16 protein-coding genes are annotated in these 19,872 nt (G+C 67.8%); 4 read left to right on the top strand and 12 right to left on the bottom strand.

Features of this window, described 5'->3' with window-relative positions; translation table 11 throughout:
- Positions 1 to 199: 199 nt before the first annotated feature.
- Positions 200 to 2,200 carry an RNA polymerase sigma factor RpoD gene (rpoD, locus tag J2126_RS19715; RefSeq protein WP_209488549.1) on the top strand — a complete coding sequence of 667 codons (2,001 nt, stop codon included), beginning with the start codon at positions 200 to 202 and terminating at the stop codon, positions 2,198 to 2,200.
- A 173-nt stretch (positions 2,201 to 2,373) separates the two neighbouring features.
- Positions 2,374 to 4,176, top strand: a complete 1,803-nt coding sequence (locus tag J2126_RS19710) for a peroxidase family protein (protein WP_209488548.1) — start codon at positions 2,374 to 2,376, stop codon at positions 4,174 to 4,176.
- A 73-nt stretch (positions 4,177 to 4,249) separates the two neighbouring features.
- Here the strand turns inward: J2126_RS19710 and J2126_RS19705 are convergent, their stop codons facing one another.
- Entirely contained in the window at positions 4,250 to 4,507 is a 258-nt protein-coding gene (locus J2126_RS19705; protein ID WP_209488547.1) for a DUF2798 domain-containing protein, read from the bottom strand.
- 303 nt (positions 4,508 to 4,810) lie between these two features.
- On the opposite strand from J2126_RS19705, the gene J2126_RS19700 reads away from it, so the two are divergent.
- Complete coding sequence (locus J2126_RS19700) at positions 4,811 to 5,374, top strand: type 1 glutamine amidotransferase domain-containing protein (RefSeq protein ID WP_209488546.1); 564 nt, start codon at positions 4,811 to 4,813, stop codon at positions 5,372 to 5,374.
- A gap of 250 nt (positions 5,375 to 5,624) precedes the next feature.
- Here the strand turns inward: J2126_RS19700 and J2126_RS19695 are convergent, their stop codons facing one another.
- From J2126_RS19695 to J2126_RS19655, 9 genes are all read right to left on the bottom strand, one after another.
- Complete coding sequence (locus J2126_RS19695) at positions 5,625 to 6,338, bottom strand: ABC transporter ATP-binding protein (RefSeq protein WP_209488545.1); 714 nt, start codon at positions 6,336 to 6,338, stop codon at positions 5,625 to 5,627.
- Positions 6,335 to 7,084, bottom strand: coding sequence for an ABC transporter ATP-binding protein (locus tag J2126_RS19690; RefSeq protein ID WP_209488544.1), 750 nt, complete (start codon positions 7,082 to 7,084; stop codon positions 6,335 to 6,337). The genes J2126_RS19695 and J2126_RS19690 overlap by 4 nt, the downstream gene beginning before the upstream one ends.
- A complete protein-coding gene (locus J2126_RS19685) occupies positions 7,077 to 7,994 on the bottom strand; it encodes a branched-chain amino acid ABC transporter permease (RefSeq protein ID WP_209488543.1) in 918 nt (305 codons plus the stop codon). Before J2126_RS19685 ends, J2126_RS19690 begins: the two co-directional genes overlap by 8 nt.
- On the bottom strand, positions 7,991 to 8,911 hold the full coding sequence (locus J2126_RS19680; RefSeq protein ID WP_209488542.1) for a branched-chain amino acid ABC transporter permease: 921 nt from the start codon (positions 8,909 to 8,911) through the stop codon (positions 7,991 to 7,993). Before J2126_RS19680 ends, J2126_RS19685 begins: the two co-directional genes overlap by 4 nt.
- Positions 8,912 to 9,275: 364 nt before the next feature.
- Positions 9,276 to 10,448, bottom strand: coding sequence for an ABC transporter substrate-binding protein (locus J2126_RS19675; RefSeq protein WP_209488541.1), 1,173 nt, complete (start codon positions 10,446 to 10,448; stop codon positions 9,276 to 9,278).
- A 177-nt stretch (positions 10,449 to 10,625) separates the two neighbouring features.
- The gene (glyS, locus tag J2126_RS19670) at positions 10,626 to 12,848 is read right to left on the bottom strand and encodes a glycine--tRNA ligase subunit beta (protein ID WP_209488540.1); all 2,223 of its coding nucleotides are present in this window, start codon (positions 12,846 to 12,848) and stop codon (positions 10,626 to 10,628) included.
- A gap of 107 nt (positions 12,849 to 12,955) precedes the next feature.
- Positions 12,956 to 14,281 carry an MFS transporter gene (locus tag J2126_RS19665; RefSeq protein ID WP_245327494.1) on the bottom strand — a complete coding sequence of 442 codons (1,326 nt, stop codon included), beginning with the start codon at positions 14,279 to 14,281 and terminating at the stop codon, positions 12,956 to 12,958.
- Between the two features lie 28 nt (positions 14,282 to 14,309).
- Positions 14,310 to 15,638, bottom strand: a complete 1,329-nt coding sequence (locus J2126_RS19660; protein ID WP_209488539.1) for an MFS transporter — start codon at positions 15,636 to 15,638, stop codon at positions 14,310 to 14,312.
- A gap of 83 nt (positions 15,639 to 15,721) precedes the next feature.
- On the bottom strand, positions 15,722 to 16,651 hold the full coding sequence (locus J2126_RS19655) for a glycine--tRNA ligase subunit alpha (RefSeq protein ID WP_209490377.1): 930 nt from the start codon (positions 16,649 to 16,651) through the stop codon (positions 15,722 to 15,724).
- A gap of 213 nt (positions 16,652 to 16,864) precedes the next feature.
- Here J2126_RS19655 and J2126_RS19650 point away from each other — a divergent pair, with 213 nt between their 5' ends.
- Positions 16,865 to 17,287 carry a hypothetical protein gene (locus J2126_RS19650; RefSeq protein WP_209488538.1) on the top strand — a complete coding sequence of 141 codons (423 nt, stop codon included), beginning with the start codon at positions 16,865 to 16,867 and terminating at the stop codon, positions 17,285 to 17,287.
- 75 nt (positions 17,288 to 17,362) lie between these two features.
- Here J2126_RS19650 and J2126_RS19645 read toward each other — a convergent pair whose 3' ends face one another.
- Positions 17,363 to 18,454: a TRAP transporter substrate-binding protein gene (locus J2126_RS19645; RefSeq protein WP_209488537.1), complete on the bottom strand. Its 1,092-nt coding sequence runs from the start codon at positions 18,452 to 18,454 to the stop codon at positions 17,363 to 17,365.
- A gap of 180 nt (positions 18,455 to 18,634) precedes the next feature.
- Positions 18,635 to 19,783, bottom strand: coding sequence for an Mrp/NBP35 family ATP-binding protein (locus J2126_RS19640; protein WP_245327492.1), 1,149 nt, complete (start codon positions 19,781 to 19,783; stop codon positions 18,635 to 18,637).
- Between the last annotated feature and the right edge of the window lie 89 nt (positions 19,784 to 19,872).

Raw genomic sequence — 19,872 nt, 5'->3', positions numbered from 1 at the left:
GTGCATGCCGAAGCTTCGGCCCACGAAACGGAAGGCAGCCTGCCGCCGACGACCATAGGGGTTGGAAGCGCGTTCAGGCTGGTTTAACGGGATGGCGTCAAAAAGGCCGCTCCCGGGTTCAAGGGCAAAAGGTGGCGAGGCAGAGGAGCCGCGCCGCCGTTCTGCTGTTGGAAATCGGCGGGATCAGCAGGAGAAGTCGATGGCGAAGCAATCTTCCGAAGCCACAGAGGCCCCGGAGAAGGAGACCGACGCCCCCGACGGGCCGTTGCTCGACCTGTCCGACGCCGCTGTCCGGAAGATGATCAAGAACGCCAAGCGGCGCGGCTACGTGACCTACGAGCAGCTCAACGAGGTGATGCCTTCCGAGGAAGTCACCTCCGAGCAGATCGAGGACACGCTGGCGATGCTCAACGACATGGGCATCAACGTCATCGAGGCCGAGGAAGCCGAGGCCGAAGAGGGCGCCGAGGAGACCGAGACGGCGGAGGAGCCGGAGGAGGCGGAAGGCGGCGAGCTGGCCGAGCCCGCCCCGCGCGCCGTCGCCCGCGCCGAGACCAAGTCCGAGCCGGCCGAGCGCACCGACGACCCGGTGCGCATGTACCTGCGCGAGATGGGCTCGGTGGAACTGCTCTCCCGCGAGGGCGAAATCGCCATCGCCAAGCGCATCGAGGCGGGCCGCGAGGCCATGATCGCCGGCCTGTGCGAGAGCCCCCTCACCTTCCAGGCCATCATCATCTGGCGCGACGAGCTGACCGAAGGCCGCGTGCTGCTGCGCGACATCATCGATCTCGAAGCCACCTACGCCGGCCCCGAGGGCAAGAACCCGCCCGCCGCGCTCGGCGAGGAAGCAGCCCTCGCCCCCGAGGCGGGCGAGGACGGCCTGCTCGGCGACGGCGCCGGCCCCGACGGCGAGGAAGACGACATGGAGAATTCCATGTCCCTTGCCGCCATGGAGGCGGAAATCAAGCCGAAGGTGGTGGAGACCTTCGACCGCATCCATTCCAGCTACACCAAGCTGCGCCGCCTGCAGGACCAGAACGTCGAATCCAAGCTCAAGAACGAGACCCTCTCGCCCGCGCAGGAGCGCAAGGCGAAGAAGCTCAAGGAAGAGCTGGTGGGCGACGTGAAGAGCCTGTCCCTCAACCAGGCCCGCATCGACGCGCTGGTGGAGCAGCTCTACGAGATCAACAAGCGCCTCGTGGGCTACGAGGGCCGCCTGCTGCGTCTCGCCGACAGCTACGGCGTCTCCCGCGACGACTTCCTGAAGAACTACATGGGCGCGGAGCTGGACCCGAAATGGGTGCTGCGCATCTCCAAGCTCGGCACGCGCGGCTGGAAGGGCTTCGTCGCGCACGAGAAGGACACCATCCACGAGATCCGCGGCGACATCCACGCGCTGGCCACCGAGACCGGCCTGGAGATCGCCGAGTTCCGCAAGATCGTGCAGATGGTGCAGAAGGGCGAGAAGGAAGCCCGCCAGGCCAAGAAGGAAATGGTGGAGGCGAACCTGCGCCTCGTCATCTCCATCGCCAAGAAATACACCAACCGCGGCCTGCAGTTCCTGGACCTCATCCAGGAGGGCAACATCGGCCTGATGAAGGCGGTGGACAAGTTCGAGTACCGCCGCGGCTACAAATTCTCCACCTACGCCACGTGGTGGATCCGGCAGGCCATCACCCGCTCGATCGCCGACCAGGCGCGGACCATCCGCATCCCGGTCCACATGATCGAGACGATCAACAAGATCGTCCGCACCTCGCGGCAGATGCTGCACGAGATCGGCCGCGAGCCCACCCCGGAGGAGCTGGCCGAGAAGCTCGGCATGCCGCTGGAGAAGGTGCGCAAGGTGCTGAAGATCGCCAAGGAGCCCATCTCCCTCGAAACGCCCATCGGCGACGAGGAGGATTCGCATCTCGGCGACTTCATCGAGGACAAGAACGCCATCCTGCCCATCGACGCCGCGATCCAGAGCAATCTGCGCGAGACGACGACGCGGGTGCTGGCCTCCCTCACCCCCCGCGAGGAGCGCGTGCTGCGCATGCGCTTCGGCATCGGCATGAACACGGATCACACGCTGGAAGAAGTCGGCCAGCAATTCTCCGTGACGCGCGAGCGCATCCGCCAGATCGAGGCCAAGGCGCTGCGCAAGCTCAAGCACCCCAGCCGCTCGCGCAAGCTCAGGTCGTTCCTCGACAACTGAGCTGTACGCGCTTCCAGCGATCAGACGGCAGGCTTCGGCCTGCCGTTTTCGTTTGGGGCGACACCCAATAGCGAGGAGGCAGCATAACTCGTTTAGGTTGTATTTATTGATTGAACAATTCTAAATATACAATATCGTACGGCCCCGTCACCGCTTGAGTGATGGGGGCACACATGGCACACCATGGATGGGTACAAGTCGACGATCCCGACAAGCTCACGCCCGACGGCCTGAAATCGCCCTTCGGCCGCCTGTTTCCGGCGGAGAACATCGCCTACGACAGCCTCGGCATTTCCCTGTTCGCCGGACCTGACGGCCCGCTCGAGACCCCCTCCCCGACCGGAAACCAGCGCAAGCAATCCAATCCGGCGGGCTTCACCTTCCTCGGCCAGTTCATCGATCATGATCTGACGGAGTTCCGCGTCATCGGCGAGGGCCTCCAGATCATCCCGATGAACCCGACCATCGGCATACGGCAGAAGCTGCTCGAAGACCTTTTTGAGTCGGAGAGCGAACTTCCGACGACCACCAACGGCCGATCGGGGAAGCTGGACCTGGATTCCGTCTATGGTCTTCTCGGTGCCACCCAGCCCGATCTCTTCAGCCCGGACGGGCTCTTCCTGTGGACCGTGGGCGGTGGCCAGCCGGATCTCAGGCGCGGCCCCCAATACCGGAATGGCCGGCTGATCGCGGACCCGCGCAACGACGAGAACAAGCTAGTCGTTCAGATCCATCTTCTTTTCGAGCGGCTTCATAACAAGCTTCACCAGGCAAAGGTCGGCGGTGGCGCAGACCCCGAGGTTTCGGGACCTTACAGCCCGGCCTTCAAGGCCACGAAGAAGACGGTGCAGCAGATTTATCGGCAGATCGTGCTGTTCGACTATCTGCCCCGCATCGTGTCGTCCGACCAAATTGCTCAGGTTCTCGGCAAGTCCGCCACGGGACAGGCCCTGTTCCAGAAGTGCAATGAGCGGAACGACGCCATTCTCAAGCGGCTCGGCCTGAGCGACGCAACGATCGCGGACGCGGTGGCTATTCCTGTTGAGTTTTCGCACGCCGTGTTCCGCCTGGGTCACTCGCAGTTGCGGCCGGGATATGTTCTGAACTTCCTGAACAATCAGCCCATCGGACTTCCGCTGTTCAATACTGCGGCCATCTCCCCCGAGAAGAAGACAGGCCCCGGCGCTTCCCGGCTGTCCCACACTGACCTGCGCGGCAAGGAGCCGCTCAGCGCGCTCGATGACAGCCAGCCACCGAACGTCATCGATCTTCACGTTGACTGGAAGTTCTTCTTCCTCGTCGGGAACGCCGGCGACCAGCCGGTGCTCGACGAGAACGGTCAGCCGGAACTCGACGACCAGGGCAATCCGAAGACAGTGCCCTTCCCGCAGCATGGAGAGCCGCTCGACGGCCACCTGCCCCGGCCGACCTTCCGCCTGCCGCCGCCCTCCATCGGCGAGCCACCCCAGTCTCTGGCCGAGCGCAACATCCGTCGGGGTGTGGATTTCGGTCTGCCGAGCGGACAGGCGGCCGCCAACCAGCTCGCAGAAGCAGGCTATACCGGCCTAACCTCGCTCGCCCGCGATGACCTTTTCCCGCCGGATATCTTCGCACAGTTCGCGGATATCCTCGCAAGCGAGCCCCGCCTCGCCTGGGATACCCCGCTCTGGTACTACATGCTCAAGGATGCCGAGAAAAACGTGAACCAGCCTCAGCTCGGCCCGGTAGGCGGGCTGATCGTCGCCGAAACCATCATCGGCTCCTACCTGGAAAGCGAGGTCGAAGCGACCGACCCGGCGCGACGCGCGCTGGACATTCGCAGCAAGGCCTCAAGCCTCGTGGCAACGTTCGCGAACGGATACGATCCGCAGCTTCATGAACTGGAGGCGGGACATCCGCTCTATCACGACAAGGCGATCAGCGAGAACGGCGAGAACATCTTCTCAATGAGCCAGCTCGTGCGGTTTGTCTCGTAGCTCCCAAGGCGGAGACGCCCGCGTGAAGGCATCCGGCACGGGTTCCGCGACAGGCCGAACCCGTGCCGGCCCGTCACCGCGCCGGCGCCTCCACCAGGAGGCCGACGATGCGCCGGACCACCGGCAGGACGAGCAGCAGGGTGGGGAACGCCACCAGCCAGGAGAGCCCCCACGCCACCGGCCAGGTGGCGAGGAAATCGGGGCCGAAGCCGAGGCTGCGCCCGGTGGCGATGGCCGAGACCACGAAGGTCATCAGCACCGACAGCACCAGCGGCATGACGAAGCCGGCATAGCGCGCCGGCAGCTTGCGAATAGTCTGGGAGGAGCCCATGGGGCCATCCTTTTCCGGATGGTCCCAGTGGTCCGGATCGCAACGCGCATCCGACCGGCCGGGACCGGGGTTGGATGCGTTGCCTGACGTCGGACGCTTACGGCGCAGCATGGACTGCGCAGGGGCATAAAGCGCCGAACGGCCAGTGCCGTCAAGAGGGTGTGAAGCACGCCGCAGGCCGCCCCCGGAACGATCCTCCGCCCCCGTCATTGTCCCCGTAACCGGCCCGCACACAGCGCGCCGGGTTTGCGGGCCTTGGCCATGGGTCGCCCGCGCGTCGATCCCTCAATGATGGAGGCTCACATGCCCGGTCCCCTGGACGGCAAGCGCATTCTCATCCTCGCCACCAACGGCTTCGAGCAGTCCGAGCTGGAAGTGCCCCGCGACCGGCTCAAGGAAGCGGGTGCGCAGGTTCACGTCGTCTCGCCCGAGCGCGGCGAGATCAAGGGCTGGGACAAGAAGGACTGGGGCCGCCCGGTGCCCGTGGACAAGACCCTCGCCGAGGTGCGGGAGACTGAATACGACGCCATCGTCCTGCCCGGCGGCCAGATCAATCCGGACCTGCTGCGCGTGGACCCGGCGGCCATCGGCCTCATCAAGTCCTTCTACGATGCCGGCAAGACGGTTGCCGCCATCTGCCACGCCCCGTGGCTGCTGGTTGAGGCGGGCCTCGTGAAGGGCAAAAGGATGACCTCCTACAAGTCCATCCGCACGGATGTGGAGAATGCCGGCGCCCGCTGGGAGGATGCTTCCGTCGTCACCGACAACGGCGTCATCACCTCGCGCAATCCCGGGGATCTGGAGGACTTCAGCAAAAAGATCATCGAGGAAGTGCGCGAAGGCAAGCACGAGCGCCGCGCGGCGTAGACGCTTCCCTGTCTCTACCTCAATGCACGAACGCGGCGTCGGCCGGGTTCGGGCGGAGAGGGTGGAGGTAGCCCTTTTGTGACCGTCATCGCCCGGCTCGTCCGGGCGATCCACGGGAGGGCCGGGTCGGGCTTTCGGACACCGCGCCAGCGAATGGGTGGATCGCCCGGACGAGCCGGGCGATGACAAACCCCAGAGCCGCTCTCGCGCTCCGGCTTCGCCGTCGCTTGTCCGGGGGCTCGCGGCCCCCTCAAACCCCGAGATACCGCCCCACCAGCCCGGCATCCCCCGCGAACGCCACCGCCGGCCCGGCATGCACCACCCGGCCCTTCTTCATCACCGCCACCTGATCGCAGACCCCGGCCAGCGCGGAGACGTGCTTGTCGATGACGATGAGCGACAGCCCCTCCCCCTTCAGCACGGAGAGCACCGCCCAGATCTCCGCGCGGATGAGCGGGGCGAGGCCTTCGGTGGCTTCGTCCAGGATGAGCAGGCGCGGGTTGGTCATCAGCGCGCGCCCGATGGCGAGCATCTGCTGCTCGCCGCCGGAGATGCGGTTGCCGTAATTGCGCCGCCGCTCGGCGAGGCGCGGGAAGAGGGCGTAGACGCGCTCCAGCGTCCAGGGCGGCAGGCCGGAGCGGCCGGGGGCGGCGGTGGCGACGAGGTTTTCCTCCACGGTGAGGGTCGGGAAAATCTGCCGCCCCTCGGGCACGAGGCCGAGGCCGAGGCGGGCGATGCGGTGGGGCTTCAGGCCCTTGAGCGCCACGCCATCGAAGGTCAGCGTGCCGCCGCTGGGCGGAACAAGGCCCATGAGGGCGCGCATGGTCGTCGTCTTGCCCATGCCGTTGCGGCCCACAAGCGCCAGCGCCCCGCCCGTGGGCACGGCAAGGTCCACGCCGAACAAAGCCGGCGTGCCGCCATAGCCGGCGGTGAGGCCGGTGATGGTGAGCAGCGGCGCGCTCATGCGCCGTCTCCCAGATAGGCGGCCTTCACGGCCGCGTCGGCGCGCACGGCGTCCGGCGTGCCGCAGGCGATGATGCGCCCCGCGACCAGCACGCTGATGCGGTCGGCGAGGCGGAACACCGCATCCATGTCGTGCTCCACCAGGAGGATGGCGCAGCGGCCCTTGAGGCGGGTGAGCAGCGCCACCATGGCGGCGGATTCCGCCGGGCCGGTGCCCGCCATGGGCTCGTCCAGCAGCATCAGGCGCGGACGGGCGGCGAGCGCCATAGCCAGCTCCAGTGCCCGCTTCTCCCCATGGCTGAGGGCGGACGCCGCCACCCCGGCGCGCGCGCCCAGCCCCACTTCATCGAGCAGCCCGGCGGCCTCCTCCCGCGCCGCGCGGTCGGAGGCGGCGGGGCGCAGCAGGCGGAAGGTGCGCCCGCGCGCCGCCATCACGGCCAGCGCCGCATGTTCCAGCGCGGTGAAGCGGGGGAAGATGGAGGTGATCTGGAACGCCCGCGCGAGGCCGAGCCGCGCCCTTTTATGGACGGGCAGGCGGGTGATGTCCGCCCCGTCGAAGCGGATGGTGCCGGCATCGGGCATCACCTCGCCCGCGATCTGGCCGACGAGCGTGGTCTTGCCGGCGCCGTTGGGGCCGATGAGGGCGTGGATTTCCCCCGGCAGCACCGCGAGGTCCACGCCCGCCGTCACGTGCAGCGCGCCGTAGGCCTTGGCGAGGCCGGCGATCTCAAGCAGCGCCTCAGCCATCGCGCCGCCCCCCGAGCAGGGTTTTGAGCCCGCCGCGCGCCAGCACCAGCAGCACCAGCAGGGGGCCGAAGATGATGCGCCAGTGTTCCGTGAGATGGGCAAGCCCATCCTCCAGCAGCACCACGCCCAGCGCGCCGAGCACCGGGCCGAGGGCGCTCAAAGGCCCGCCGGCGACCACCATGACGATGAATTCCGCCGAGCGGTGCCAGGAGAGATAGGCCGGGCTCACGAACTCGGTGAGATTGGCATAGAGCGCGCCCGCGAGCCCGGCGAAGCCCCCGGCGATGACATAGGCCACGAGCCGATAGGCATAGGGGTCCACCCCCAGCGCGCGCAGCCGCCGCTCATTGTCCCGTCCTGCCGCCAGCACCCGGCCGAAGGGCGAGCGCGCCAGCATGGCGCAGACGAGGACGGTGAGCGCGAGCAGCCCGAGCACCACGTAGTGGAAGGTCTTCGGATCCTTCAGCCAGCGCGCGCCCGCCACGGTGGAGCGGGCGGCGAGGGTCAGGCCATCATCACCGCCATAGGCCGACAGGCTCTGGGTGACGAAGAAGGCCATCTGCCCGAAGGCCAGCGTGATCATGATGAAGTAGACGCCGCGCGTGCGCAGCGAGATGGCACCCGTCACCAGCGCGAACAGGCCGGCCGCCGCCATGGCCACGGGGAAGGCGACGAGGGCATCGCGCACGCCCTCCTCCATCAATATGCCGACCGCATAGGCGCCGATGCCCATGGTCGCCGCATGGCCGAAGGAGACGAGCCCGCCCTGCCCGAGGATGAAGCCGAGGCTGACCGCCGCGAGCGCGAAGATCATGGCGCGCGCCACCAGCGTCAGCAGCGCGGTGTCGGCGAAGACCGGCACGGCGGCGAGGGCCGCGAACACGGCGAGGGCGAGGAGGGCGCGCGTCATGCCGGCGCCGGGAACAGGCCGCGCGGGCGGAAGAAGAGGATGGCCGCCATCAGCACATAGACGCTCATGGAGGCGAGCGCCGGCCCGGCCGCGCTGGCGGCGGAGGCGGACAGGACGAGCTTGAGGATGTCGGTGAGGAAGGAGCGGCCCAGCGTGTCGATGAGCCCCACCAGCAGCGCCCCCACGAACGCCCCGCGCATGGAGCCGATGCCGCCGATGACGATGACCACGAAGGCGAGGATGAGGAGATTGTCCCCCATGCCCGGCTCCACCGAGAGGATCGGCCCCGCCATGGCCCCGGCGAAGGCCGCCAGCATGGCGCCGAAGGCGAAGATGCGGGCGAACAGGGCATTGATGTCCACCCCCAGCGCCGACACCATGGGCGCGTTGGTGGCCCCCGCCCGCAGCAGCATCCCCGCCCGGGTGCGGGTGACGAGCACATAGAGCAGCCCCGCCACGCCCAGCCCCGCGCCGATGAGCACGAGGCGGTAGACGGGATAATTCAGCCCGTCCATCAGCCGCACCGAGCCGGAGAGCGCCTCAGGCATGGGGATGGCGAGGGGCGCCGAGCCCCACACCATGCGCACCGCCTCGCTCACGAACAATATGATGCCGAAGGTGGCCAGCACCTGATCGAGATGGTCCCGCCCGTAGAGCTGGCGGATGACGAGGCGTTCCAGCAGCAGCCCCAGCACCAGAGCCGCGGCGAGGGCCAGCGGCAGGCCCAGCCAGAAGCTGCCGGTGAGGGCGGTGGCCGTCACCATGAGATAGGCGCCCAGCATGTATTGCACGCCATGGGCGAGATTGATGACGTCCATCACCCCGAACACCAGCGTGAGCCCCGCCGCCACGAGGAACAGCAGGATGCCGAGCTGGAGCCCGTTGAGCATCTGGACGAGGAAGAGCGTGAGGGTCATGGGACAGAGCGAGGAGCGTGAAATCGGCGACCGCGCCCAAGGCGCCGCAACCGTTCTTTCAGGACCGTCATCCCCCGGCTTGTCCGGGGGATCCACGGCACGACGGGGACGTGACCAAGAGACTGGCCGCGGAACAACGGTGGGGTGGATGCCCCCGGAACCCGGCTGTTGCCGGGTTCCGGACTCTCGAAAGGAAGTCGGCAACAGCCGACTTCCTCACAAGCCGGGGCATGACGTCTATTAATCGGGAGGCCGCTCCCCGGACGGGGCACGCCGCCTTCGGCGAACCCTCGGCGCGGGCCCCCTGCCCGCATTCCGCTGTCGCTGCATGCGTCCGGGGTGCGAGATGAGGTGAGGCCGGGCCTCACTTCATCTCGCACTTTTCCGCATAGGCGTCGCCATAATTGGAGAAGACCTTCTCCTGCACCATGGTCTCCACCTTCCCGTCCGCCCGCTTGCCCACCTTCACGAGGTAGAAGTCCTGGATGGGGAACTGGTTGGTGTTGAACTTGAAGTTGCCGCGCACGCTCGAAAAGTCCGCCTTCTTCAGCGCCGCGCGCACGGCCGCCTTGTCGGCGGTCTTGCCGCCGGTGGCCTTCAGGGCGCTGTCGATGAGCTTGGCGGCGTCATAGCCCTGCGCGGCGTAGAGCGCGGGGATGTAGCCGTATTCCTTCTCGAACGCCGCCACGAAGGCCTTGTTGGCGGAGGTGTCGAGGTCCGGCGCCCAGGCCGCGCCGGAGTAGAAGCCGAGCGCCGCCTCGCCGGTGGCGGGGAGCGTCGTCTCGTCCACGGTGAAGGCGGAGAGGAAGGGCGTGGTGTCGGCGAGGCCCGCCTGCCGGTACTGCTTCACGAGGTTCACGCCCATGCCGCCGGGCATGAAGGTGAAGACGGCATCGGGCTTGGCGGCGGCGATCTTCGCAAGCTCGGCGGAGAAATCGAGCTGGCCGAGCTGGGTGTAGATCTCGTCCGCCACCTCGCCCTTGTAATAGCGCTTGAAGCCGGCCAGCGAATCCTTGCCCGCCTGATAGTTGGGGGCGATCAGCACCACCTTCTTGAAGCCCTTGTCCTGCGCATACTTGCCGAGAACCTCGTGGTTCTGGTCGTTCTGGTAGGAGGCGGAGAAGAAGAAGGGGCTGCAGCCGGCGCCGGCGATGGTCGAGGGGCCGGCATTGCCGGAGATGAGGAAGGTCTCGTTGGCCGTCACCGGCTTCGCCACCGCGCCCATCACGTTGGAGAAGACCACGCCGGCGACGAAGTCCACCTTGTCGCGCTCAAGCAGGCCCTTCACCTTCTGCACGGCGATGTCGGGCTTCAGCTCGTCATCGACGACGATCACTTCGGTCTGCTGCCCGCCGAGCTTGCCGCCCAGCTCCTTCACCGCCAGCAGGAAGCCGTCGCGCATGTGCTGGCCGAGCACGGCGGACGGGCCGGACAAGGTGGAGACCAGCCCCACCTTCACCGGATCGGCCGCGGCCGCGCCGGACAGTGCGAGCGTGCCAAGGAGCGCGGTGGAAGCGAGAAGTCCCTTGAAACCCATGGCGGCGAAGTCCCCGGTGGATGGTTCTGGCGTCAGTCGTGTGACGTGCCGGCACCCTTGCAGAGCCGCGCGCGGCAGACAAGCCGGGATGTGCGGGATGGCGCTGCCGGCGCGCACCACGGCTCCCCCCGTCCAGCGGGAGGGGACCCCGCCTTTCGGGATTGAAAGGACCCCGCCCTACCCCTCGATACGGTCGAAATCGGCGATGCCGCGGGTGGCGGCGCGGATTTCGTCCAGCAGCTTCAGGCGGTTCTCGCGCAAAGCGGGATCGGCGTCGTTCACCGTCACTGCGTCGAAGAAGGCGTCCACCGGCTGGCGCAGGTCGGACAGCGCGGTCATGGCCGCCGCGAAATCCTCGGCCGCGACGGCCTTGGAGACGCGGGCCTTCACATCGTCGATGGCGGCGGCGAGGTGTTCCTCGGCCGGCTCCTTGAGCAAAGCGGCGACGGTGGGGCCGGCGAAGGCGCGGCCGTCCTTCTTCTCCTCGATGCGCAGGATGTTCACCGCGCGGCGGTAGCCGGCGAGCAGGTTCCTGCCGTCCTCGGTGGCGAGGAAGGCGGCCAGCGCCTCCACGCGGCGGACCACGAGGAGGAGATCGTCCTGCCCTTCGAGGGCGAAGACGGCATCCACGAGGTCGTGACGGGCGCCGCGATCGCGCAGGTAGATTTTCAGGCGGTCGGCGAAGAAGGCGAGGAGGTCTGAAGCCTGACCACCCAACAATTCATTCAACTGATCTTGAGTAAGTATAAGCCCCGCCTCAGCTAGAGCTGAGCCTTGAATGACCACACTGCCATCTTCAGTGACGAACTTGCTGAATTCACGAATCGTCTTAGCCAGATCGCTGATCCGTGCATTCCCGATATCACACCAAACATCGAACGCAGAACGCCTGAAACAATTATTGAGCCCCAGCCGAACCCCATTCTCCAGCACAATCCGGATCACCCCCAGCGCCGCCCGCCGCAGCGCATAAGGGTCCTTGCTCCCGGTCGGCTTCTCGTCAATCGCCCAGAAGCCCACCAACGTGTCGATCTTGTCCGCCAGCGCCACGGCCACAGAGACCGGCGCGGTGGGCACGCGGTCGTTCGGACCCTGCGGCTTGTAATGCTCCTCGCAGGCGGCGGCGACTTCCGGGGGCAGGTTCTCGCCCTGCGCGTAGTAACGGCCCATGAGGCCCTGAAGCTCGGGGAACTCGCCCACCACCTCGGTGAGCAAATCCGCCTTCGCCACCAGCGCGGCCTCCTCGGCCAGCGCCACCGGCGCGCCCACCTTGGGGGCCAGCTCCTTGGCGAGGCGCACGATGCGCTCGATGCGCTCGGCCTGGGAGCCCAGCTTCTCGTGGAAGGTGATGGACTGGAACTTGGGCATGCGGCTGGCGAGGCCATTCAGCCGGTCCGTGTCCCAGAAGAATTTCGCGTCCGACAGGCGGGCGCGGATGACGCGCTCGTTGCCGGCGACGATGGCCTTGCCGCCGTCCGAGGCGACGAGGTTCGAGATGAGGATGAAGCGGTTGGCGAGGCGCCCGCTCTTCGGGTCCTTCAGCACGAAGCACTTCTGGTTGGCGCGGATGGTGGCGCGGATCACCTCGTCCGGAATGTCGAGGAAGCGCGCCTCGAACGACCCCATCAGCACCACGGGCCATTCCACCAGGCCGCACACTTCGTCCAGCAGCCCCTCGTCCTCCACCAGATCAAGGCCGGCGGCGAGCGCCAGGTCCTTGGCGTCGTTGAGGATGATTTCCTTGCGGCGGTCGCGGTCGGCCACCACCTTGGCGGCCTCCAGCTTCGCCATCCAGTCGTCCAGCCGCTTCACGGTGAAGGGCTCGGGCGCCATGAAGCGGTGGCCGCGCGTGACGTTGGACGCCGCGATGCCATCCACGGAGAAATGCACCACCTCCGGCTCATCCCCCTCCGCCCCGAAGGTGGCGACGATGGAGTGCAGCGGGCGCACCCAGCGCAGCGTCCCGGTTCCCCAGCGCATGGATTTCGGCCAGGGGAATCTGCGGATGATGTCCGGCACGATCTCCGCCACCACCTCGGTGGTGGCGCGGCCGGGCTTTTCCACCACGGCCACATAGAAATCGCCCTTCTTGGGGTCTGACTGGATGGTCGCCTGATCGAGGGAGGAAAGGCCCGCCGCTTTCAGGAAGCCGGCCACCGCCTGCTCGGGCGCGCCCACGCGCGGGCCCTTCTTCTCTTCCTTCTGGTCGGCCTGCCGGCCGGGCAGTCCGTGCACCGCGAGCGCGAGGCGGCGCGGCGTCACGAAGGCCTTCGCGCCCTCATAGAGCAGGCCGCGCTCCACCAAAGCGTCGGTGACGAGCTTCTTCAGCGCGTCGGCCGCCTGGGCCTGCATGCGGGCGGGAATTTCCTCGGAGAAGAGTTCGAGCAGAAGATCGGGCATCGGTTCGGGCTCGTCCTCCCCATGCGGGGAGGCTGGCGCTTGCGCGCGGCGGGTGAATTTCGGGGCCTGTGCTAGAGCGTTTCGGCAGCCGCGTCGAGGGGGCGGGGTCAGTCGAGCGGCTGGCCGCGCGTCTCCTTGAGCCCCAATGCGGCGAGGAAGGCCACGATGCCGCCGGCGATCACATAGAAGGCCGGGGCCATGGCATCGCCGGTGAGACTCACCAGCAGCACCGCCACCATGGGCGCCGTGCCGCCGCCGAGGCCGAGGCCGAGGTTCCAGCTCAGCCCCACCGCCGTGCAGCGGGTGTGGCGGGGAAACATCTCCACCAGCGCCACCGCGATGGGCCCGCCATAGATGGAGACGATCACCGCAAAGCCCAGCTGTCCCAGCAGCGCCAGCCCCGTCGAGCCGGAATGCAGCAGCAGGAACAGCGGCCAGGTGAAGACGGCAAGACACAGGAAGCCGCCGACGATGAGCGGCTTTCGGCCGATGCGGTCGGAGAGCGCGGCAAAGCCCAGGCAGCCGACCATTACCGCCGCCATGCTGATGGCGTTCAGTTCCAGCGCCACATGGGGCGTGAAATGCTCCTGCTGCTGGAGCCAGGTCGCGAGATAGACGAAGGCGAGGTAATAGGCGATGCCCAGCACGATGTTGATGAGCGTCGCCCGCAGGATGTCGCCGCCATTCTCGCGGAAGGCCTCCACCACCGGCAGGGTCGGGCGATGCACGGGCTTCACGTCCCGCGCCACCGTCCGGCGCAGGAAAAGCGCGAAGCCGCCGAGCAGGCAGCCGAGCAGGAAGGGAATGCGCCAGCCCCAGGCGGCGAGATCGTCCGCCGACATGAGGCCGGAGACCAGCGCCCCCACCGCCGAGCCCAAAAGCATGCCGCCGTTGCAACCGACGATGACCAGCGAGGTCACCGCCCCGCGCCAGCGCATTTGCGCATTCTCCGCCAGGAAGACGGCGGAGGTCATGTATTCCCCGCCCACCGACAGCCCCTGCGCGAGGCGCAGCACCAGCAGCAGCACGGCGGAGAGCACGCCGGCCGTCTCATAGGTGGGCAGGAGGCCGACGCAGAAGGTGGAGATGCTCATGAGCGCGGCGGACGACATGAGCGCCGCGCGCCGGCCCAGCCGGTCACCGATATGGCCGAACAGCACGGAGCCGAGCGGCCGCATGAGGAAGGAGGCGGCGAACACGCCGAACACGGACAGCATGGCCGCCGTGGGGCTCGTCTCGGGGAAGAAGTTGCGGGCGAAGATGCTGGCGAGGAAGCCGTAGACGGCAAAGTCGTACCATTCCAGCACGTTGCCGAGCATGCCGGCGGCCATCAGCCGGCGGGAAAGCACGGGCGCATCCTGCGGCGCGCTCCCCCCGGAAACACCGCTGGCGACGCCCCCGGCGTCCGCGTCCGTATGCGCGATGCTGCTCATGCGTTCCCGCCCCCACTCAGCTCAAGCGTTAGGGGCTTTGCGGCGGCACGTCCAGCACCCGGCCGCGACGCTCGGGCAACGCGGCAACCCCAGCGAGGGCAAGGGCGGCCAGTGCCATCAGATGGACCGCCGGCGCCATGGTGAGTCCGAGGCCTTTCACGAAATAGGTGGCGAGCATGGGCGCCAGCCCGCCCGATACGCCGATCCCGAGATTCCAGGCAAAGCCCATGGCGCTGCAGCGCACGGGCGTCTCGAAAATTTCCACCAGCAGCGACGGCAGCGGGCTCGTGACCGCCGCTGCCATGACGGACAAGACGACCTGCGCAGCGAGCACTTCCGCCGGGCCGCCGCCGCGCAGCAGCTGGAACAGCGGCCAGGACAGCACAACGAAGCCGGCAAGCCCCGCCGCGACGATCCGGCGCCGACCGATGTGATCCGACAGGGCGCCGAACAGGAGGCAACAGGTCACCGACACGATGAGCGCGAGGGTGGTGAAGGCAAGCGCCGTCCCGGGCGCCAGGCCGGACTCCGCCTCGATATAGGTCGGCAGATAGACGAACAGCAGATAGGTGTCGGCGCCGACGAAGAGGGTCACCAGCATCGCCGCGATGATGAAGCCCCCGGCTTCGCGGAATGCGCGTGTCAGCGGCAGCCCCCGCGCCGTGCTGCCGCCGCGGTCGCCGGGCCGGGGCCGGCGCAGCAGCAGGGCCGCAATGCCGAGCACCGCGCCGAGCAGGAAGGGCAGCCGCCACCCGAAGGCCTCCATCGCCTGCGCGGAGAGGAGCGCGCTGAGCAGCGCGCAGACGCCCGAGCCCAGCAACGTCCCGGTCTGCCCGCCCGCCGTGGAGAAGGCTGCCGTGAGGCCGCGACGGCGCGGCACGGCGTGCTCCGCGAGATAGATGGAGGAGGTGGTATATTCCCCGCCGATGGAAAGCCCCTGCAGCAGCCGCAGGAGCAGCAGCAGCAGAGGGGCGAGGAAGCCGGCCGTGGCATAGGTGGGCAGGAGGCCGATGCCCACCGTGGCGCAACTCATGACCGAGACCGAGGCGATGAGCGCGATGCGCGGGCCGAACCTGTCGCCCACATGGCCGAACAGGATGGCGCCCAGCGGCCGCATCAGGAAGGCCGCGCCGAACAGGCCGAAGGCGGAGATCAGCCCCACCAGCGCATCCTCGGCCGGGAAGAAGGTGCGGGCGAAGATGGGCGCGAGGAAGCCGTAGGAGGCGAAATCGTACCACTCGAGCACGTTGCCGATCGCGCCCGCCGCGAGCAGGCGCGGCGAGGAGCCGGCCGGCCCCGGCGCATCGGGCGGAACGATGCCGGAAAGGTCACGGGTGCCGGCATCGGTGTCGGTCATGGCCCGTCCGGACGAGCGGGTTGCAGCTTCGCTTCAGCTAACACCCGCCCCCGGGCCGGGGCAACCCCTTACCGTTTACGCCCTCAGGCCGCGGCGCCGCCGCCGGCCGTCTTCAGCCAGGCCGCGCCGCAGGCCTTGGCCAGTTCGCGCACGCGCAGGATGTAGCTCTGCCGCTCGGTGACGGAGATCACACCCCGCGCGTCCAGAAGGTTGAAGACGTGGGAGGCCTTGATGCACTGGTCATAGGCCGGCAGGGCCATGTCGTGCTTTTCGCCCTTGTCGCCGAACGCGAGATACTTGTGGCAGGCGGCCTCGGCCATGCGGAACTGCTCGAACAGCATGTCCGTATCGGCCGCCTCGAAATTGTGCCGCGAATATTCCTGCTCGGCCTGCTTGAACACGTCGCCGTAGGTGGTCTTCTCGGCGCCCTCGCGGCCGTTGAAATTCAGGTCGTAGACGTTTTCCACGCCCTGCACATACATGGCGAGGCGCTCCAGGCCGTAGGTGAGTTCGCCCGAGACCGGGGCACACTCGAAGCCCGCGACCTGCTGGAAATAGGTGAATTGCGACACTTCCATGCCGTCGCACCAGCATTCCCAGCCGAGGCCCCAGGCACCCAGCGTCGGGCTCTCCCAGTCATCCTCCACGAAGCGCACGTCGTGCAGCTTCAGGTCCACGCCGATGGCGGCGAGCGACTGCAGGTACAGCTCCTGCAGATTGTCCGGCGAGGGCTTCAGGATGACCTGGAACTGGTAATAATGCTGGAGCCGGTTGGGGTTCTCGCCATAGCGGCCGTCCTTGGGGCGGCGCGAGGGCTGCACATAGGCGGCCTTCCAATGCTTCGGGCCGAGCGCGCGGAGCGTCGTCGCCGGATGGAAGGTGCCGGCGCCTACTTCCATGTCGTAGGGCTGGAGCACCACGCAGCCCTGGTCCGCCCAGAATCGCTGAAGGGTCAGGAGCAGCGCCTGGAACGAACGGTCGGGGCGCATGTGGGCGGGAAGGCTCGGGTCGATCATTTCACAACAGCTCGCAGCAACGTGACCACGGCGCGCCCTCCCCGGCGTCGCGGGACAAGGGCGCGAGAGGCGCGCGGACACTAGGCAGAGGGCGGCGCGATTGCAACGTGGCCGCGCCAACTTCGCTCACGCCAATCGAAAATCGGGAATGAACCGAAATGCGGTCTGCGCGGTTGTCATGCCGTGCAGTCAATTGGAGGGAGACCCCGCATGAGCATCGCGAAGTTCGCCATTCCCGTCGCCACCGCCGCGCTGATCGCCATGACCGGCGCCGCGAGCGCGCAGTCCGGCACCGCCGCCGGCCAGAACACCCAGCGCGGCCCCGCGCAGGAAGGCGGCCGCACGCAGGCTACCCCCGGCTCGAGCAGCAGCGGCATGACGGCGCCCGATCCGAGCGTGCCCCCCACCCCGCGCTCGGGCATTGCCGCCGGCGCCGATACCCAGCACGGTCCCGCGCAGCAGGGCGGCCGCACGCAGGCGACGCCCGGTGCCTCGTCCAGCGGCAACGCCCCGGCCATGGACACCACCGGCACGGTGACCCCGCGCTCCGGCACGGCGGCCGGCCAGGATCCCCACCGGGGCCCGGCGCAGGAGGGTGGCCGCACCCAGGCGACCCCCGGCGGCACGCGCTGACCGACGCCTTAAGAAAAAAGCCCCGGAGCGTCGCTCCGGGGCTTTGCCTTGACTGGAGGGCGACCGCAGAACGCGTCAGCCGCGGGTGCGGGCGCGCACCATGAAGTCGTCATACGTGAACTCGACGATCTGCCACCACAGATAGGCGTTGTTGCGGAACGTCTTCATGTCCTCGTAGATCTTCTTGAAGTCCTCGTTCTTGCCGCCGATTTCCTCATAGAGCTGCTGCGAGGCCTTGTAGGCGGCGTCCATCACGTCGCCGGGATAGCGGCGCAGCTGGGTGCCAGCCTTCACGAGGCTCTGCACGGCCACCGGGTTCTTGGCGTCGTAGCTCGCGAGCATGCTCTCGTTGGCCTGCGCCATGGCAGAGGTGAGGATCGCCTTGTAGTTCTTCGGCAGCTCGGCGAGCTTGTCCTGGTTGACGAAGAAGTTGAGGGCGGCGGAGCCTTCCCACCAGCCGGGGAAGTAATAATACTGGGCCACCTTGAAGAGGCCGAGCTTCTCGTCGTCATACGGGCCGACCCATTCGGCCGCGTCGATGGTGCCCTTCTCCAGCGCGGGATAGATGTCGCCGCCGGCGAGCTGCTGCGGCACCACGCCGAGCTTGGCCAGCACCTGCCCGCCGATGCCGGCGATGCGCATCTTGAGGCCCTTGAGGTCCTCGACGGTCTTGATTTCCTTGCGGAACCAGCCGCCCATCTGCCCGCCGGTGTTGCCGCCGGGGAACATCACCACGCCGTACTTCTTGTAGAACTCGTTCAGGAGGTTCATGCCGTTGCCGAACAGGAACCAGGCGTTGATCTGGCGAGCGTTCAGGCCGAACGGAATGGCGGTGCCGAGGCCGAACGTCGGGTCCTTGCCCACATAATAATAGGACGCCGAGTGACACATCTCGACGGTCTTGTTGGTGGTGGCGTCGAGGGCCTGCAGGCCGGGAACGATTTCGCCCGCCGCGAACACCTGGATCTGGAACTTGCCGTCGGTCGCCTCGGCCACCTGCTTCGCCATCAGCTCGGCGGCGCCATAGATGGTGTCGAGGGACTTGGGGAAGGACGACGTGCAGCGCCACTTCACTTCCGGCGCAGACTGCGCGATCGCCGGCATGGCCACGGCTGCGGAAGCGGCAACACCCGCGCTGGCGGCGGTGAGGAACTCACGGCGTTTCATGGAGAACTCCCTGGGGCTCTTTAAACGCAGCGCCGCTTCTGGGGCGGGCCGTCGTACCGCTTTTAGAACAGGCGTCGTTCGGGCTCAACGCAGAGGAAGGTATGAAACGCGGCGCGCCGGGGAAAAAATGCCCCGGCGGCTCAAATTCCCGGCACCGCCCCAGCCGGTGCCGCACCCGCATCACTCGATGACGATGCGGGGCGCCTGCCGGCTCTGGGCCGTGGCCCTGTCGAGGGCCGCCTTCACGCCGGTGGCGACGTGGCGGTAGGCATCCGCCTGCGGGCTGTCGGGATCGGAGACGAGAATCGGCAGGCCGGCGTCCGACATTTCGCGGATGCGCATGTGGAGCGGGATCTCGCCGAGGAACGGCACGCCCATCTTGTCCGCCTCCGCATGGGCGCCGCCATGGCCGAAGATGTCCGAGCGTCCGCCGCAATGGGGGCAGATGAAGTGGGACATGTTCTCCACCACGCCGAGGATCGGCACGTTCACCCGCTCGAACATGGCGACGCCGCGCCGCGCGTCGATGAGGGCCAGGTCCTGCGGGGTGGAGACGATGACCGCGCCGGCGAGGTTCACCTGCTGCGCCATGGTCAGCTGGGCGTCGCCGGTGCCGGGGGGCATGTCCACCACCAGCACGTCGAGGGGACCCCACTTCACGTCCTTCAGCATCTGCGAGATGGCGGACATGACCATGGGCCCGCGCCAGATCATCGGCGTGTCTTCCTCCACGAGGAAGCCGATGGACATCAGCTGCAGGCCGAAATTCTCTAGCGGCAGCATGGTCTTGCCGTCCGCCGTGGTCTCCGGCTTCTGGGCGACGCCGGTGAGGCGCGGCACCGAGGGGCCGTAGATGTCGGCGTCGAGCAGGCCGACCTTGAGGCCGAGGTCCCGCAGCGCCAGCGCGAGGTTGATGGAGGTGGTGGACTTGCCCACGCCTCCCTTGCCCGACGCCACCGCGATGATCGAGGCGACGCCCGGCACGGCGATGCCACGGGGGGCCGGCGCGCCGCCATGGGCGTGGCCATGGCCATGATTGTGGGCCGCGGCAGCCGGTGCGGGAGCCTGCTTGCGCTCGGCGGTGAGGGTGACGAGGGCCGAGGCGACGCCCGGCAGCGCCTTCACCGCATTCTCGGCGGCGATGCGCACATCCTCCCACGCCCGCGCCTGGGCCGGATCGATGTTGATGGAGAGATAGACCTTGCCCGACGTGACCACGACGCCGGCCAGCGCCGGCGATACGGACAAGGCGACGCCTTCCGGCGTGCGCACCTTGGCCAAAGTGGAACGGACGGTGTCCTCGGAAAGCTCGGCCGTGTGGCTCATCATGTCACTCAACTCCCCGGCCGGTCGGCGCGCATCTGGGGCAGGCGCGGGGGCCGGACTGGAACGGTTTGAAGTCTTCTTCTGATTCGCAC

Source organism: Xanthobacter flavus (genome assembly GCF_017875275.1).
Taxonomy (GTDB): domain Bacteria; phylum Pseudomonadota; class Alphaproteobacteria; order Rhizobiales; family Xanthobacteraceae; genus Xanthobacter; species Xanthobacter flavus_A.
The sequence above is the reverse complement of the archived record's forward strand: the minus strand, read 5'-3'. Positions and strand labels throughout refer to the sequence as shown.